This is a genomic window from Halomonas flagellata (assembly GCF_022487945.1).
Taxonomy (GTDB): Bacteria; Pseudomonadota; Gammaproteobacteria; order Pseudomonadales; family Halomonadaceae; genus Halomonas; species Halomonas flagellata.
Genome location: NZ_JAKVPY010000011.1, coordinates 19,376 through 35,215 on the forward strand (window position 1 = coordinate 19,376; position 15,840 = coordinate 35,215).

At 66.4% G+C, this 15,840-nt stretch carries 12 protein-coding genes; 9 read left to right on the top strand and 3 right to left on the bottom strand.

The features are described from left to right. The first annotated feature begins 222 nt into the window (after positions 1-222). The 8 genes from MKP05_RS10810 to MKP05_RS10845 all read left to right on the top strand — a co-directional run bounded on the left by MKP05_RS10810 (position 223) and on the right by MKP05_RS10845 (position 9,540). Complete coding sequence (locus MKP05_RS10810; protein WP_240568284.1) at positions 223-1,107, top strand: class I SAM-dependent methyltransferase; 885 nt, start codon at positions 223-225, stop codon at positions 1,105-1,107. Between the two features lie 288 nt (positions 1,108-1,395). After that, positions 1,396-1,953, top strand: a complete 558-nt coding sequence (locus tag MKP05_RS10815) for a sugar O-acetyltransferase (RefSeq protein ID WP_338072353.1) — start codon at positions 1,396-1,398, stop codon at positions 1,951-1,953. Positions 1,954-2,080: 127 nt separating this feature from the next. Further along, on the top strand, positions 2,081-3,142 hold the full coding sequence (locus MKP05_RS10820) for a calcium/sodium antiporter (RefSeq protein WP_240568285.1): 1,062 nt from the start codon (positions 2,081-2,083) through the stop codon (positions 3,140-3,142). Between the two features lie 103 nt (positions 3,143-3,245). Then, positions 3,246-3,527: a DUF503 domain-containing protein gene (locus tag MKP05_RS10825; RefSeq protein ID WP_240568286.1), complete on the top strand. Its 282-nt coding sequence runs from the start codon at positions 3,246-3,248 to the stop codon at positions 3,525-3,527. Positions 3,528-3,879: 352 nt separating this feature from the next. After that, a complete protein-coding gene (locus MKP05_RS10830; protein ID WP_240568287.1) occupies positions 3,880-5,991 on the top strand; it encodes a putative bifunctional diguanylate cyclase/phosphodiesterase in 2,112 nt (703 codons plus the stop codon). Then, positions 5,991-6,725, top strand: coding sequence for an NYN domain-containing protein (locus MKP05_RS10835; protein ID WP_110281551.1), 735 nt, complete (start codon positions 5,991-5,993; stop codon positions 6,723-6,725). Before MKP05_RS10830 ends, MKP05_RS10835 begins: the two co-directional genes overlap by 1 nt. 79 nt (positions 6,726-6,804) lie before the next feature. Then, positions 6,805-7,044 (top strand): CDGSH iron-sulfur domain-containing protein, encoded by a 240-nt coding sequence (locus tag MKP05_RS10840; protein WP_240568288.1) that lies wholly within the window; start codon positions 6,805-6,807, stop codon positions 7,042-7,044. Positions 7,045-7,164: 120 nt separating this feature from the next. Beyond that, positions 7,165-9,540 (top strand): DNA polymerase II, encoded by a 2,376-nt coding sequence (locus tag MKP05_RS10845; RefSeq protein ID WP_338072354.1) that lies wholly within the window; start codon positions 7,165-7,167, stop codon positions 9,538-9,540. Between the two features lie 15 nt (positions 9,541-9,555). Here MKP05_RS10845 and MKP05_RS10850 read toward each other — a convergent pair whose 3' ends face one another. Further along, entirely contained in the window at positions 9,556-10,185 is a 630-nt protein-coding gene (locus MKP05_RS10850) for a glutathione S-transferase family protein (protein ID WP_240568290.1), read from the bottom strand. 308 nt (positions 10,186-10,493) lie between these two features. Between MKP05_RS10850 and MKP05_RS10855 the strand changes: the two genes are divergently transcribed. Further along, positions 10,494-10,916 carry a hypothetical protein gene (locus MKP05_RS10855; RefSeq protein ID WP_240568291.1) on the top strand — a complete coding sequence of 141 codons (423 nt, stop codon included), beginning with the start codon at positions 10,494-10,496 and terminating at the stop codon, positions 10,914-10,916. 106 nt (positions 10,917-11,022) lie between these two features. On the opposite strand, the gene MKP05_RS10860 is transcribed toward MKP05_RS10855, so the two are convergent. Next, the gene (locus MKP05_RS10860; RefSeq protein WP_240568292.1) at positions 11,023-14,139 is read right to left on the bottom strand and encodes a transglycosylase domain-containing protein; all 3,117 of its coding nucleotides are present in this window, start codon (positions 14,137-14,139) and stop codon (positions 11,023-11,025) included. Positions 14,140-14,293: 154 nt separating this feature from the next. Further along, positions 14,294-15,766 (bottom strand): tRNA uracil 4-sulfurtransferase ThiI, encoded by a 1,473-nt coding sequence (thiI, locus tag MKP05_RS10865; protein ID WP_240568293.1) that lies wholly within the window; start codon positions 15,764-15,766, stop codon positions 14,294-14,296. Between the last annotated feature and the right edge of the window lie 74 nt (positions 15,767-15,840).

Here is a 15,840-nt window from a genome sequence, read left to right on the forward strand (position 1 = left end):
CACGAGAAAATGCTGGCGGGTGCGAAACGATGCATAGCTGTCGTGCAGGCTGGAGCCGCTGACCGTTCGGGCCCGAACAGCAGCGGTCATTCGATCGATCGTCGGGCTCCACGTCAAATACGCGAATCTCGACATTCCCTACCTTTCCTACTATTCCTGGTATAAATACAAGGCGCCTTCGTGCCTTGGCGCGCGTGAGGATGCTTGGTGGAGTAAAGGGTCATGACCGAACGTCCGTTAGATCCGACACAGGGGGCGCAGGCGGCCCGCCGTGGCTGGGATTCAGTGGCCACGGGCTGGAAGAAATGGGCGCCGACCATTGAGGCGGGGGCCCAGGTGGTCAACGATCGGCTCATCGAACTGGCACGGCTCAAAGCCGGGCACAAGGTCCTCGACATCGCCACGGGTTACGGTGAACCTTTGGTAAATGCCCTTGAACGTGTTGGCTCCACGGGAAGTGCCGTGGCAACGGACCTCTCGCCGGAGATGATCGCACTCGCCCGCGAGCGGGTCACGGAACTCGGGCTGACAAACGTCACCTTCTACGCATGCAACGGCGAGACGCTGGAGATTCCTGAAACCGACTTCGACGCCGCACTGTGCCGCTGGGGGCTGATGCTGATGGCCGACCCCGACGCCTGTCTAAGGCGGGTTCACGGCTTGTTGAAGCCGGGAGGGCGCATCGCCATGGCTGTCTTCAGCGAGCCCGCGAAGTCGCCATGGCTCGCAATTGCGGGTGCGACAGTGCGCCGGGCAGTCGGTGCGGGGCCGCCGGATCCCGACGAGCCGAATATTTTCCGGCTCGCCGACTCCGTGGATCTTGAGCGGCGGTTCCGTGCGGCAGGTTTCCGGGAAGTCGTGCTCGAGCAGGTCGCGGGCACATATATCCACGATTCGCCCGAGGCCTACACCCGCTTCCTGCAGGACGTTGCCCGAGACATCGTGAGGCTCCTTGAGGGGCAGCCGCTTGAGCGACAACACGCGATCTGGCAGGCCGTCGCCGAGGCGGTGCAACCATACCAGGCGTCAGACGGCCGTGTTCATCTTGATTTCGAGTGTCATTGTATCGCCGCACGCAAACCGTATGGGGCCGAGACAACCCACTGAACTCGCTTATCCGACACCAACGGCTGTGAGCGGTCGTATTGCCTCATCAAGGAGTGTTACCGGCCTGGGCTTTATCGGGGTGTTGAAGTTGACCCGGTTCGGTGGATTCCGACGCATCGGGCTCGAAGGTCTCCTCACCCATCTGTGCCGTTTCCGGGCCGGCATCTTGCAAGTCGCCAAACACACGATATGCCCCTGGAGACCCAAGCAGGTTCCCCGATTCTTGCATGCTCTGCTGATGCCATCATGGATGGTATAAAAGGGCGAACCGCAACGCCGGAGAACCCCGTGACCGAACGCGAGAAGATGCTGGCGGGTGAGCTCTACGATGCCCGCGACCCGGAGCTGCAGGCCATGCGCCGCCGCGCCCGGCGGCTGATCCAGGCGCTCAATGCCTGCCGTGACGATGCCGAGGAGGAGCGCGCGGCCTTGCTGCGCGAGTTGCTGCCCGGGGCGGGGCAGGGGCTGTGGATCGAGCCGCCATTCTATTGCGACTATGGTTGTCATCTCACCCTGGGCGACAACGTCTTCTTCAATTTCGACTGTGTGGTGCTGGACGTGGCACCGGTAACCATCGGCAGCAACGTGCTGTTCGGCCCGGCCGTGCAGCTCTACACCGCCACCCACCCCCTGGCGGCCGAAGCGCGCCGCAGCGGCCTGGAAGCCGGCAAGCCCATTACCATCGGCGATGATTGCTGGATCGGCGGCGGTGTGGTGGTCAACCCTGGCGTCAACATCGGGGCGCGCAGCGTGATCGGTGCCGGCAGCGTGGTGACGAGGGACATTCCCCCGGACGTATTCGCCGCCGGCACCCCGTGCCGTGTGATCCGCCGCCTGGAAACCTGATTGCCTCGCGCCTCGCGCCTCGCGCCTCGCGCCTCGCGATAACTTTTCAGCAGCCGCGGCCAGGCCCGACGCTTGCCCATGCCGCGGCCATGGTGGCCGCGGGGCGTCGCTTTCAGGAGTCTCAAGCATGACCATCGTCGCATTCGTGGCCGGACTGGTGCTGCTGATCGTGGGGGCCGAGGCCCTGGTGCGCGGGGCCTCGCGCCTGGCCGCCCGCATGGGCATCTCGCCACTGATCATCGGGCTGACGGTGGTGGCCTTCGGCACCAGTTCGCCGGAGCTGGCCGTGAGCCTCAAGGCCGCCATCGACGACCAGGCCGGGATCGCCATGGGCAACGTGGTGGGCAGCAACATCTTCAACGTGCTGTTCATCCTGGGGGTCTCGGCGCTGATCGTGCCGCTGGTGGTGGCCCAGCAACTGGTGCGCTTCGACATTCCGCTGATGATCGGGCTCTCCGTGGTGGTGCTGTTGATGGCCCTGGATGGCGGCATCGGGCGCCTCGATGGCCTGCTGCTGGTCACCGGCCTGCTGGTCTACCTGGCGTTGCTGTTCGTCCAGAACCAGCGGTCGACGGTAGACACCCCATCCGACGCCGGCGCGGCCAGCGATCACCGGCACTGGGGGATCCACCTGGGCCTGGTGGCGGGGGGCCTGGTGGTGCTGGTGCTGGGCTCGCGCTGGTTCGTCGAGGGGGCCGTGGCCTTCGCCGCCTACCTGGGAGTGAGCGAGCAGGTCATCGGCCTGACCATCATTGCCGCCGGCACCTCGCTGCCCGAGGTGGTGACCTCGATCATCGCGGCCCTGCGCGGCGAACGCGACATCGCCGTCGGCAACGTGGTGGGCAGCAACGTCTTCAATATCCTGGGCGTGCTGGGCCTGACCGGCCTGCTGGCGCCCTCGGGGATCGCCGCGTCCCCGGCCATGGTCGGCTTCGACATCCCGGTGATGATCGCGGTCGCTCTGGCCTGCCTGCCGATCTGCTTTACCCGCGGGGCGATCAGCCGCTGGGAAGGCGGGGTCCTGCTCGGCTACTACCTGGCCTATACCCTCTACCTGATCCTGGCCGCCGCCCGGCACGACGCCCTGCCGGGCTTCGGCGCGACCATGCTCTACTTCGTGCTGCCGCTCACCGCGCTGACCCTGCTGGTGCTCGCCGTGCAGGAGAAGCGGCGACCGGGCAGGGCATGAGCCCCCCGGGGGCCGCTACAGAGGGCCCGAAGGTCCCCGTGATGGCCCCCGGGGGTCGGCGGCGACATTGGCGAGCCCGAACGAATGCCGAGACGGAGGGCCCATGCACATCGGCGTACTGACCGTGAGGATTTCCCTGCCGGGATGCCGTTCCCTCAAGGAGAAGCGCCAGCGCATGGGCGGCCTGCACGAGCGCTTCGGTCGCAACCCGGCGATCGCGGTCTGCGAGAGCGCCAATCATGACCGGCTAGACACCAGCGAGTGGTCCTTCGTCGTGGCCGCGGCATCGCCCCAGAAGGTGGAGTCGATCTGCAGCCAGATCGAAGACAAGTTGCAGCGCACGGTCGATGGACGGGTGCTCGAGGTGTCGCGGGAACTGCTGTGACCCTCGGCAACCTCCCCGTTGCTGGTGGCTCCCGCATCTGCGACCTTTTCCTCGAGTTCCTGCTGGTCATGCCGACACGTTCTTTAGTAGGCTCGATGCAATGGCGGTTGCCGTGGGGCCCGATACGGTCGCCACAGCCACCGCCCAGGCTTCATGACATGGCTGACAGGAGGGCAGGAGGAACACTCGGGTCGGGAATCCAGGACGGGTGCGGTCATCGCATGCTGCCTGGAGCGATGACGGAAGCGGATGGCGGGGCAGTTTCGGCTTTCCGTGGGCAGAACCACGGCTGATCGCAAGGGCACAGGTTTGCTGCGCGATCGAAGGGCTCAGATGGCCGACAGGAGTCAAGATGGAATTCTGGCGTTTCGATACCTCCGCCCCCTCGCTGGGCCCGTTGCTGGAAGGCGCCTACGATCCCTTGCTCGTCACCCTGTCCATTGCCATCGCCTGCTTTGCGGGGCTCACGGCATTGATGTTGGCTGACCGCATGGTTGCCTCGCCGACGGCCAGGAGCAAGACCTGGTGGCATATCGGCGGTGCGGTGGCCATGGGCTTCGGCATATGGGCGATGCACTTCAGTGCCATGCTTGCCTTCTCCGTGGCAGGGCACGAGAACATGGAGTACAGCCTTAGCCTGACGGTGCTGTCGTTGGTGCCGGCGATGCTCGGCAGCGGCGCGGCCCTGCACTTCATGGCTCACCCGAACCTCAGGTGGCACCAGCTTTTCGTGGGGGCACTGCTGATGGCCGTCGGCATCGGCAGCATGCACTATACCGGCATGGAAGCCATGCGCATGGAGGGGCTGCGCTATCATTTCCCCTTCTTCGTCCTCTCCATCGTGGTGGCCTTTCTGCTGGCCCTGGCGGCCCTCTACCTCCACTTCCGAGTTCGCCGCCTGCCGGCGTTCTCGGAGAGTGGCATGACGCTGGTGGCAGGGGTCTTCATGGGCTTTGCGATGGCCGGCATGCACTATACGGCGATGGGGGCGTCCCGCTTTTATGAGCCCCCCGTTGCCGCTGCGCATGACTCCCTGCTATCCCATGGCGGCATGGCTGCGACCATCGGCGGCTTCGCCGGTCTGGTCCTGGGTCTGAGCCTGTCGGTGACCTGGGTAGAACGCCAGAAGGCGATCCAGCGGATGCTGGCGCATCTCGCCAATACCGATGCACTGACCGGCCTGCCGAACCGGGTGCATTTCCGGCAACGCCTTGGGTTGGCGCTGTCCCACAGCCAGCGGCATGGCACGCGCCTGGCGGTGTTGTTCATGGACCTGAACGATTTCAAGACGATCAATGATAGTCTCGGCCATGCCACGGGAGACAGGGTGCTCAAGGAGTTCGCGCGGCGGCTCACCGGCCCCGTTCGCGGAGAAGACACGGTGGCACGCTTCGGTGGCGACGAATTCATCATTCTTATCCAGGACCTGAACGCGCCGGAGGACGCGGTCCAGACCGCGGAGCGATTGCTGCGGGCCATGGATGCGCCGATCGAGTTCGATGACTGGAAACTGCATGCCCAGGCCAGCATCGGCATCAGTATCTATCCGGATGACAGTGAGCAGGCCGACGAGCTCATCCAGCAGGCCGATACCGCCATGTACCGGGCGAAGCGCCATGACTGCGGCTATCACTTCTTCGACAAGGCCATGACCGACCGGGCGATGCTGCGGGTACGACTGGGAAACGACCTGCGGGATGCCCTGAAGCAGGATCGACTGTTCCTCCAGTACCAGCCCCAGGTCAACCTTAGAACCGGGAAGTGGACAGGGGTGGAAGCCCTGGCACGCTGGCAGCATCCCCGGGAAGGCAATATCCCGCCGACCACTTTCGTGCCCCTGGCGGAGCGCACCGGCCTGGCTTTGCCGCTCGGCGAATGGGCCCTGCGGCGGGCCTGCCAACAGGGGCGGGTCTGGCTGGCTGCCGGCCTGGAGTTCGGGCGCATCGCCGTCAATGTCACGGCCCCCCAGCTGGCGCGCCCGGGGTTCGTCATGCAGCTTCGCCGTATCCTGGAGTCAGCCGATTTTCCCGCCAGATACCTGGAGCTGGAGATCACGGAGTCATCCCTGATGCACTCGGACCAGGGAACCATCGAGAGGCTGCACGAGATCCGGCGCATGGGGGTAACCCTGGCGATCGATGATTTCGGGATAGGCTATTCCGCGCTGAGCTATCTCAAGAACCTGCCGATCGACAAGCTGAAGATCGATCGCAGCTTCGTTCATGGCGTCCTCAACGATCCCCGGGATCAGGCCATCATCCGCGCGGTGGCCGATATGGGGGCTAGCCTGGGGTTCACCGTTCTCGCCGAAGGGATCGAGACCGAGGAGCAGGGGGAGTTCGTGCTGCGGCTTGGCTGCCGCCAGGGGCAGGGATTCTTCTTTGCCCTGCCTGCGGATGCCGAGACGATTGCCGTGGCGCTGAATGGGTCCAGGCGGGAAGAAAGTGCCCTGGGGAGGAGATGATGGAGAAGAACAATAACCTGGCCGTGCTGATCGATGCGGACAATGCCCAGCCGGGCATCGTCGATGGCCTGTTGGCGGAAATTGCCAAGTATGGTGTCGCCAACGTGAAGCGAATCTATGGCGACTGGACCGGGCCGCAGCTGAAGGGATGGAAGGAGACCCTGCTGCGGCACTCCATACAGCCGGTCCAGCAGTTCGGCTACACCACCGGCAAGAATGCCACCGACAGTGCCTTGATCATCGATGCCATGGACTTGCTGTATACGGGGAATTTCACCGGATTCTGCCTGGTGTCGAGCGACAGCGACTTCACGCGCCTGGCGTCCAGGCTCCGGGAGTCGGGGCTCACGGTCTTCGGCTTCGGCGAGAAGAAGACGCCTCTCCCCTTTGTCTCGGCATGCGACAAGTTCATCTATACCGAGGTGCTGCGCGAAGGCGAAGAGGAGGGGCCGGAGACGGTTCGGCGCTCCACCAAGGAACTGAAGTCGGATGCCAAGCTCGTCAACTCCCTGCGCAATGCGGTCGAGTCGTCTTCGGATGACAGCGGTTGGGCACCCCTGGCCGCGGTCGGCAGCAATATCGTGAAGCAGTTTCCGGATTTCGACTCGCGAAATTACGGGTATCGAAAGCTCGGGGAGCTGGTGGCGGCAACCGAGCTGTTCGATATCGAGGAGAGACCCTCGAGGGGGGAGAGCTCGAAGGTCATCTACGTTCATGACAAGCGAAAGAAGTGAGGGGCCCTTGGGGCGTGACGCCTCGCGGCCGCTGCAGTAGGCTGGAAGCAGGCTCATCACCCGACCGGGGGGAAACGCCATGACCGAGGCCCGCATCGCCCAGAAGGGGCCCTATGCCGTCGACGTGGTCGCCGGCAAGACCTATATGTGGTGCGCCTGCGGTCGCAGCGCCACCCAGCCGTTCTGCGATGGTTCCCACAAGACCACCGAGCTGCGGCCGGTGGTCTACAAGGCGGAACGGGACGAGACGCTCTACTTCTGCGGCTGCAAGCACACCGGCACGCCCCCACTGTGTAACGGCACCCACAAGACGCTCTAGACGTACCACCAGGGCACATGGCCGCCGTCGCCTCGCCAGGCATGGATGGCTACCGGCTGGCGACTTTCCATCCGACACCGGGTAACATTTTCCCCAGGATCAGGCAGTCGAGAGGTGTCGGTGGAGCGACAGCAGGGGTTCGTGCTGACCCGGCACTGGCGGGAGTCGCCGGCCGGCACCGAGGTCACGTTCTGGCTGGCCACCGATGACGGCCCCCGGCGTGTCCGCCTGCCGGCTCAGCCCGCGGTGGCCTTCGTGCCCGCCGAACAGCGCGAGCAGGCCGAGGCGCTGCTGCGCGGCGAGCGCGACATCGCGCTGCGCCCGCTGGACCTTCGCGACTTTCACCAGCGCCCCGTGCTCGGCCTCTATTGCCGCCAGTATCGCCAGTTGGTGAACCTCGCCAAGCGGTTGCGCCAGGCGGGCGTCGAGGTCTACGAGGCGGATGTCCGCCCGCCGGAGCGCTACCTGATGGAGCGCTTCATCACCGCGCCGGTGCGGTTCACGGGCAGCCCGGACACCGGCGGCACGCTGGCCGATGCCCAGCTGAAGGCCGCGCCGGACTATCGCCCTCGGCTCAGGCTGGCCTCGCTGGATATCGAGACGAGCGCCCGCGGCGAGCTCTACTCCATCGCGCTCGAGGGCTGCGGCGAGCGCCAGGTCTATATGCTGGGGCAGGGCGGCCAGGGCGATGTCGCCCTCGACTTCTCCCTCGACTACTGCGACAGCCGCCAGGCACTGCTGGAACGCCTCAACGGCTGGATCGCCCGGCATGACCCGGATGCGATCATCGGCTGGAACCTGGTGCAGTTCGACCTGCGTATCCTGCATCAACACGCCGAGCGTCTCGGCGTGCCGCTCTTGCTTGGGCGTGGCGGCGAGCCGCTGGAGTGGCGCGCCCACGGCAGCCACCCGAATCATTTCTTCGCCGCGGCCGCCGGGCGCCTGATCATCGACGGCATCGAGGCGCTGCGCCAGGCGACCTGGAGCTTTCCGTCGTTCAGCCTCGAGAACGTCGCCCAGACGCTGCTCGGCGAAGGCAAGGCCATCGACAACCCCTACCAGCGCATGGAGGCCATCGACCGCATGTTCGCCGGGGACAAGCCGGCGCTTGCCCGCTACAACCTCAAGGACTGCGAGCTGGTTACGCGGATCTTCGCGAAGACCGAGCTGATCGACTTCCTGCTCGAGCGCGCCACGGTCACCGGGCTGCCCGCCGACCGCATGGGCGGCTCGGTGGCAGCCTTCTCCCATCTCTACCTGCCGCGCATGCACCGGCTCGGCTTCGTCGCCCCCAACCTGGTGCAACGCCAGGGCGAGCGGCCGGGGGAGGACAGCCCGGGCGGCTTCGTGATGGATTCGCGTCCCGGCCTCTACGATTCGGTGCTGGTGCTCGACTTCAAGAGCCTGTACCCGTCGATCATCCGCACCTTCCTGATCGACCCGGTGGGGCTGGTGGAGGGCCTGCGCCACCCCGACGACGCCGACTCGGTGCCCGGCTTCAAGGGGGCGCGCTTCTCACGCACGCGCCATGCGCTGCCCGAGATCGTGTCCCGGGTGTGGCAGGGCCGCGAGGCCGCCAAGCGCGAGCGGAATGCGCCGCTCGCCCAGGCGCTGAAGATCATCATGAACGCCTTCTACGGCGTGCTGGGCTCCCGGGGCTGTCGCTTCTTCGACCCGCGGCTCGCCTCGTCCATCACCCTGCGCGGCCACGAGATCATGCGCCGTACCCGCGAGCTGATCGAGGCCGAGGGTTATACCGTTATCTACGGTGACACCGACTCCACCTTCGTCTGGCTTGGCCGCGCCCACGGTGAAGCGCAGGCCCACGCTATCGGCCGGCGCCTGGCGGCACGGGTCAACGCCTGGTGGACCGAGCACCTGCACGAGACCTTCGGCCTGGAAAGCGCCCTGGAGCTGCAGTTCGAGACCCACTACCGACGCTTCCTGATGCCCACCATCCGCGGTGCGGAGGAGGGCAGCAAGAAGCGCTACGCCGGGCTGGTGCGCGACGCGGATGGCGGCGAGCGGATGGTCTTCAGGGGGCTGGAGACGGTGCGTGCCGACTGGTCGCCGCTGGCCAAGGTGTTCCAGCAGGAGCTCTACCGGCGCATCTTCACCGGCGAGCCGCACCGCGAGTATGTGCGCGACTATGTGCGCCGTACGCTCGCGGGCGAGTTCGACGACCGGCTGATCTACCGCAAGCGGCTGCGACGACGGCTCGACGACTACCGGCGCAACGTGCCGCCCCATGTGCGTGCGGCGCGCCTCGCCGACGACTACAACGCTCAACTGGGCCGGCCGCGGCAGTACCAGGGCGGCGGCTGGATCAGCTACGTGATCACGGTGGCGGGGCCGGAGCCGCTGGAAACGCGCCGCTCGGCCATCGACTACCACCACTACCTGACCCGCCAGTTGCAGCCGGTGGCCGACGCCATCCTGCCGTTCGTGGACGATGACTTCACGGCATTGATCGACCGCCAGCTGGGGCTGTTCTAGGGGGGGGCGCCGACGTCAGGGCAGCGGAATCTCGTTGACCCGCTTCGGGCAGTGGTAGCCGCGCTGTACGGCGGGGCGGCTGGCGATCTCGAGGTACCAGCGCTTGACGTTGGGGTAGTCGTTCAGGTCGATGCGCTGCCACTCGTAGCGCGAGATCCAGGGCCAGGTGGCCATGTCGGCGATGGTGTAGTCGTCGACCAGGAAGGCGCGATCGGCCAGGCGGGTGTCGAGCACCCGGTAGAGGCGCTGGGCCTCGGCGTGGAAGCGCTGTTCGGCATAGGGTGCCTTGCCGGGGTGAAACTTCAGGAAGTGATGGGCCTGGCCGAGCATCGGGCCCACGCCGCCCATCTGCCACATCAACCACTCCAGGGTGCGGTAGCGGCCCTCGGCGTCCTCGGGCAGGAAGCGGCCGGTCTTCTCGGCCAGGTAGAGCATGATCGCCCCGGACTCCATCAGCGCCAGGCCGGTGTCGTCGTCGCGAATCGCCGGGATCTTGTTGTTGGGGCTGACGGCGAGGAAGGCGTCGTCGAACTGCTCGCGGTTGGTGATATCCACGGCGTGGGTGAGGTAGGGCAGCCCGAGTTCCTCGAGCATGATGGAGACCTTGCGGCCGTTGGGGGTGGTCCAGGTCCAGAGATCGATCATGTCGGCGAGGTCCTCGTCGGGGAGTCGAGCGGATACCGGCAGGATCTCACACTGCTGCCGGCGTTTTCATCCATGGCTGGCCGGCCAGTGGTACGGGAATCAACGGGTGGCATGACGGGATGTGGTCGAATACAGCGTAGCTGCTTCATCCGGTGACCTGGCGCGTGTTCTCCCCATCCCGGCCTGGGCGCCGAGAGCTCGGTCTACAGCAAGACAAGATAACGTCGTACTAAAATTGTCTGACCGGCCTGGACCGCTCCCACTACACTCAAGAGCGCACCAATACTACGTTCTTGAGAGGAGTCAATATGTCAACCGCTAAACAAGTGCCCACTGGGCAAGCGACTCCCGAAGTGACCCCCGAAGCGACCCTCGCTACCGTTGTCGCTTTCCCGGAGGGTGTCGCCGAGGCCACGAAGCCGGTGTTCGACTGGTGGCTGCATCACTGGATGGATGCGACCCACCCGATGGTCAGGATACAACTGGCCTGGATGGAGTCTCTCCTCGAGGCCGTCCAGGTGGAGGCCGAGTTCATGGCCGCCTGCGCCGCCTCGAATCAGAAGGTATCGAAGTGCTTCTCCGACCCCGAAACGCTGCGGAGCCCCGCCTCGCTGAGCCACTGCTACCACGAGGCCGCCAAGGACATGGCCGATGCCCACATGGCTCGGCTCGGCAAGGTAGCCGAGCTTCCCAAGGATTTCCGGCAACGGCTCTGGGAAGAGATCTGCTGAACCCGCACTCATTCCCGCACTGCCATGAACGGGAAAGACTGCCATGAACGGGAAAGGAGGGGTGGCCCCTGCTTTCCCGTTTTCGTGTGCGCTCGTGGTCTTTTAGTTAGTGCCTGGCCATCAGCATCTCCTGTGTCGCCGGCGGCCGGCACTGGCTGCGGGCACCGGGCTCGAGGTGGGGTGAGAGGATCGGCTCCATGCCCTTGAGCACCTGCACCGGCAGTGCCGAGGTAAAGCGGAAGTTGTCGGATTCGCCTCCGGGCACGTAGGCGGTGAGGGTGCCGAAGTGGTCATCGCCGAGATAGAAGACGAAGGTGGCGGTGCGATTGCGTGCCTGCGAATCGATGACGTGGCCCCCGCGGGTCACCGTCTCGATGCGGTTGTTGCCGGTGCCGGTCTTGCCGCCCAGCGTCAGGGCGGTGCCGTCCGCCAGGGTGAAGCTGCCCTGCAGGCGTCGGGCGGTGCCGCCCTCCACCACCTGCGAGAGGGTCTCGCGCAGCACCGCGGCGACCTCCGGGGCCATCACCCGTTGGGCGCGGGCCTCGGCCGGCACGAAGCGGGTCTCGTAGGGCGTGGCGGTGGCGAAGTGCAGGTCGTCGATGCGCAGGGTTGGCAGGCGCACGCCGTCGTTGAGGATGATGCCGACCAGCTCGGCCAGTGCCGCCGGGCGATCGCCCGAGGTGCCCACCGCGGTGGCGAGCGACGGCACCAGGTGCTCGAAGGGATAGCCCAGGCGTTGCCAGCGCTGGTGGATGTCGAGGAAGGCCTCGACCTCGAGCATGGTGCGGATACGCACGTCGCGGGCGCTGCGGTGGCGTGTCTTGAACAGCCAGCCATAGACCTCCTGGCGTTCCTGCTGGCTGGCCGCGGCGGCCTCGAAGAAGGAGGCCTCGGGATAGTCCAGCAGGTAGCCGAGCAGCCACAGCTCCAGCGGGTGCACCTTGGCGATGTAGCCCTGGTCCGACAGCGAATGGTTGCCGGGCGCATGGACATCATAGAGGTTGTCGATGCGGCGGTCGTCGAGCGGTTCGCCGGGTAGCCACTCGGCAAGGAAGGTGGCGAAGGTGTCGCGGTCGGCCTCGGGGAAGAGGTAGCGATGCACTGCGGCCAGGCGTGAGGCGGTGATGCGCAAGCCGCCGAGGAAGGCAGCGAGGCGCTGGTCGCTGTCCAGGTCACGGTACTTGCGCCAGAAGCGCCGCAGGAAGACGCGCCCCTCGCGGTCGGCGAAGCGCTGCAGGTATTCCAGCCGGCGAGGGTCGCCGTCGTCCGCGAGCAGTTGGCTGCGCTGCTCGTTGCGGTGGGTGCTGTAGCGCACCAGGTCGCGCAGCAGGCGCACGAAGGGCAGGTTGAGCGATTCGCGGATGGCCTCGGAGAGGGTCGGGTTGCGGCCGTTGTCCTCACGGCTGAAGTTGCTGAAGGTATGGCGACCGCCGCCGGTGAAGAAGGCCTCGTGGGGGCTGGCCGAATAGCGTCGCTCCATGGCGGCCGCGAGAATCGCGTCGAGCTCGGTGTCGGGGCGGGCGATCAGGGTGTCGAGCACCCAGCGACTGAGTACGTCCTGGCGATCCACCTCCACCTGACGCAGCGCCTCCACGGGCTGGCCGGCATGGCGCTGATGAAGTTCGGCGATCATCTCCAGGTAGGTCGCCAGGACCCGCAGCTTGGCGGTGGAGCCGAGCTCGAGCTTGCTGCCCTCGTTGATGTCGAAGGGCTGGCCGGTATTGTCGGTCTGCACGCGGACACGAAAACCGTCGTCGCCCCGCTCGAACAGGGTGAAGCTGTAGCGGACCTCGCGGGTCTTCTCCGGCGACAGCAGCCGCTCGCCGAACAGCCCGATCTCGCTGGCGAAGTCCGGGTCGGCGAGGCGATACAGGTAGTCGGTGACCTGGCGTTGCAGGTCCCCGTGCAGGGTGGTGCGGGCCCTGAGATCGAGGCGGTCGAGGTCGTAGTATGAGAGGCCGACCAGGCCACCGAGGCGGCTGCGGGCCACCTGCAGGCCCTTGTCCTGCTCGACCCGCAGGCGCACCGGGTCACGGGAAAAGTCGCGGAACGGCAAGCGCTGGTCGAGGGCGGCATCGCGCAACTCGGGGCTGACCAGCGCCTCGTCGGCCAGCAGCCGCAGGTGGCTGTCGGTGAGCTGCTCCAGCGCCTGACGGCCGGTGGAGAGGTACCAGGAGGGGCGGCGCTGGGCGATCATCAGTGCCACCACCTGGCGCAGGGCCTGGCCCTGGCGCTCGAGGGTGGCGTTCGAGTTGAAGTCGGGGACCAGCAGGCGATTGATCTCGTCGAAATCGGCGCCGAACCAGATCCAGAGCCCGTCGCCGATCCCATGCACCTCGCCGTAACCGGGCGCCGCGGACAGGGGCACCGAGTTGAGGTATTCCAGCGCCACCTCCTGGCGTGCAGCGAGCGTCTGCGGCCCTTGCTGGTAGCCGCGCACGCTGGCCGAGATCATCTGGCGCAGTTTCTCCATCGGCGACTCGGTCAACCCGTGCGGGGAGTGACGGTACTTCTCGACCTGGGTGGCCAGGGTGCTTCCCCCGGAGGCCTGGTCGGACATGTCCAGCGCACGGCCCACCTGGGATATGGCCGCCTTGGTAAAGCGTGGCCAGTCCACCGCCGGATTGGCATAGGGCGCACTCTCATCGAGCAACTGGCGGTTCTCGATGAACAACAGCACCTGCAGCATCAGCGGCGGGATGGCATCGAAGTGTGGATAGTGGCGCTGCGGATGTCGGAACTCGTACAGCGTCTCGCCACGGCACTCTTCCAGGGTCAAGCCGGCTCGGGTCTTCTCCGGGTAGGGCGGGAAGAAACCGCGCCGGGTGTACTCCAGCAGCGGCGGCGAGAAGCGTACCTGGCGTTCGATGTCGAAGCCGCGGCCGAGGAGGCGCTCCTCGATCTGCGGCAACTGGGCATAGCCCAGGCGCAGGTCGAAGGGGCCGTGGCTGGGAAAGCGGATGCGGTCGCTCTGGCCCGGGGCGAGGGTGTAGGTCAGGGTGCCGGCATAGCGCGACAGCTCCTGGGACTGGAAGTGCGAGGTGCGGGCCTCGGCCACCAGCAGGGTGGCCAGGGTGACGGCGAGCAGGGCGATCAGCAGCAGCCCCCAGTTGCGCAGCCGGTGGCGCGGCTCCTCGCGCGGGTGAGCCGGCTCCAGCGGCGGTTCCTGGATGAGGAGCGGCGAGACGCCGGGATGTGCTGTGCCGTTTCCTGGCGATGACATGGAGGAAGAGGACTTCCGGTGTGACGACGACCCGCGTGCGCCCATACGCCACCCCTCGCAACCTACGATAACAAAATTGTTCCTTTTTGTAGCGTAGCTCGGCGAGGGGGAAAATGTAGCCAGTGACAGCAAAAAAAAACGCTGTTCGCGCGAGTCAGGTGGCGCGGTAGACGCCGAAGTGCGTCAGGCCCCGGTCGTGCAGGTGCAGGGCCTGCATCCGGCTCATCACCCCCTGGTCGCAATAGAGCAGGTAGCGGCGGTCGTCCGGCAGGTCCGCCGCCCGGCCCTGGAGCTCGTAGAAGGGGATCTCGAGGCGTGGCACGTCGGGGAGCCACAGCGGCGCGGCCTCGCGCTCGTGGGGGGCGCGGATGTCGATCACGCAGGTATCACCCAGCTGCTCGAGGGCCTGTGGCGAGTCCACGGTCGGCACCTCGCCGGGGGCATACCGACGCTCCAGCAGGCGGTCGGAGCGGGTCGTCTCGGCGGCCTCGATGGCGGCCTCGAGCACGGCGAAGTCGAAACCGGCCTCCGCCTCCTCGACCTGGCTGGCGCGGGCACGGGTATGGGGGCGACGGGAGATCACCCCGCAGTATTCGGGCATCGTCTCGGCGAAGCGGGCGGTATCGAGGCGGCGTGCCTGGGTGATGATGTCCTGCTTGTCTTCGGTGAGCAGCGGGCGGAGGATCGGCAGCTCGCTCGCCTCGTCGATCAGCGCCAGGTTGGTCAGGGTCTGGCTCGAGACCTGGGCGATGGCATCGCCGGTGACCAGCGCCGGGATCCGGGCGCGCTGGCCGATGCGGCTGGCCGCCCGCACCATCATGCGCTTGAGCACTACCCCCATGACCCCATCGGGCACGCTGCGCAGGATCTCGGCGACCACCCCCTCGAAGGGCACCGCGATGAAGTTGACGCGATGGGAGCTGCCGTAGCGCTGCCAGAGGTGATGAGTCACCTCGCGTACCCCGGCTTCGTGGGCCGGCCCCCCCAGGTTGAAGAAGAGGAAGTGGGTCTTGATGCCGCGACGCATCATGCGCCAGGCCGCCACCGGCGAGTCGAAGCCGCCGGAGATCAACGACAGGGCCTGTCCCTGGAGGCCGAGCGGATAGCCGCCGAGGCCGGGCCAGCGAGCCTCGATCAGCCTCAGTTGCTGGTGCACGACCTCGACGGAGACGTCCACCTCGGGGCGGGTCAGGTCGACCCTGGCGTCGGGGCAGGCCTCGAGCAGCCGGCGACCGACCAGGCGCTCGATGTCCTCGGAGCTGAAGGCATGCTCGCCGCGGCGCTTGGCGCTGACCCGGAAGCGGCGCCCCGCGATGGCCTGCTGCCACGGCGGCACCACCCGGTCGGCGATGTCGGCCAGGTCGGAGAAGGGCACCTCGCGGATGGCCAGCACCTCGTGAATGCCGGGGATCCGTGTCAGGCGCTCGCCCATCTCCCGGGCCAGGGAATCGGGCAGCGCCTCCGGCAGGGTGACGTGGAGGGCATCCCAGGTGTCCTTGACTCTGACCCTCTCGTCGAGCCGACGCAGGATAATGCGCACATTGCCGGCCAGGCAGCGCGTCATGTGTCGACGCACGGAGCGCGACTTGATGGTGATCTCGGGGAACAGCTTGAGAAGATAGTGCATGCGTGAAAAACGATTCAAAAACAGTCTGTTGACATGATATCAGGGCCGGCGCGGCAGCGCACGGCCTCGACCGA

What these genes read in the sequence shown, in the direction of transcription:
- MKP05_RS10810 (WP_240568284.1), top strand. Translation starts at nt 223, where the DNA reads ATGACCGAACGTCCGTTAGATCCGACACAGGGGGCGCAGGCGGCCCGC.
- MKP05_RS10820 (WP_240568285.1), top strand. Translation starts at nt 2,081, where the DNA reads ATGACCATCGTCGCATTCGTGGCCGGACTGGTGCTGCTGATCGTGGGG.
- MKP05_RS10825 (WP_240568286.1), top strand. Translation starts at nt 3,246, where the DNA reads ATGCACATCGGCGTACTGACCGTGAGGATTTCCCTGCCGGGATGCCGT.
- MKP05_RS10830 (WP_240568287.1), top strand. Translation starts at nt 3,880, where the DNA reads ATGGAATTCTGGCGTTTCGATACCTCCGCCCCCTCGCTGGGCCCGTTG.
- MKP05_RS10835 (WP_110281551.1), top strand. Translation starts at nt 5,991, where the DNA reads ATGGAGAAGAACAATAACCTGGCCGTGCTGATCGATGCGGACAATGCC.
- MKP05_RS10840 (WP_240568288.1), top strand. Translation starts at nt 6,805, where the DNA reads ATGACCGAGGCCCGCATCGCCCAGAAGGGGCCCTATGCCGTCGACGTG.
- MKP05_RS10850 (WP_240568290.1), bottom strand. Translation starts at nt 10,185, where the DNA reads ATGATCGATCTCTGGACCTGGACCACCCCCAACGGCCGCAAGGTCTCC.
- MKP05_RS10855 (WP_240568291.1), top strand. Translation starts at nt 10,494, where the DNA reads ATGTCAACCGCTAAACAAGTGCCCACTGGGCAAGCGACTCCCGAAGTG.
- MKP05_RS10860 (WP_240568292.1), bottom strand. Translation starts at nt 14,139, where the DNA reads ATGTCATCGCCAGGAAACGGCACAGCACATCCCGGCGTCTCGCCGCTC.
- thiI (WP_240568293.1), bottom strand. Translation starts at nt 15,766, where the DNA reads ATGCACTATCTTCTCAAGCTGTTCCCCGAGATCACCATCAAGTCGCGC.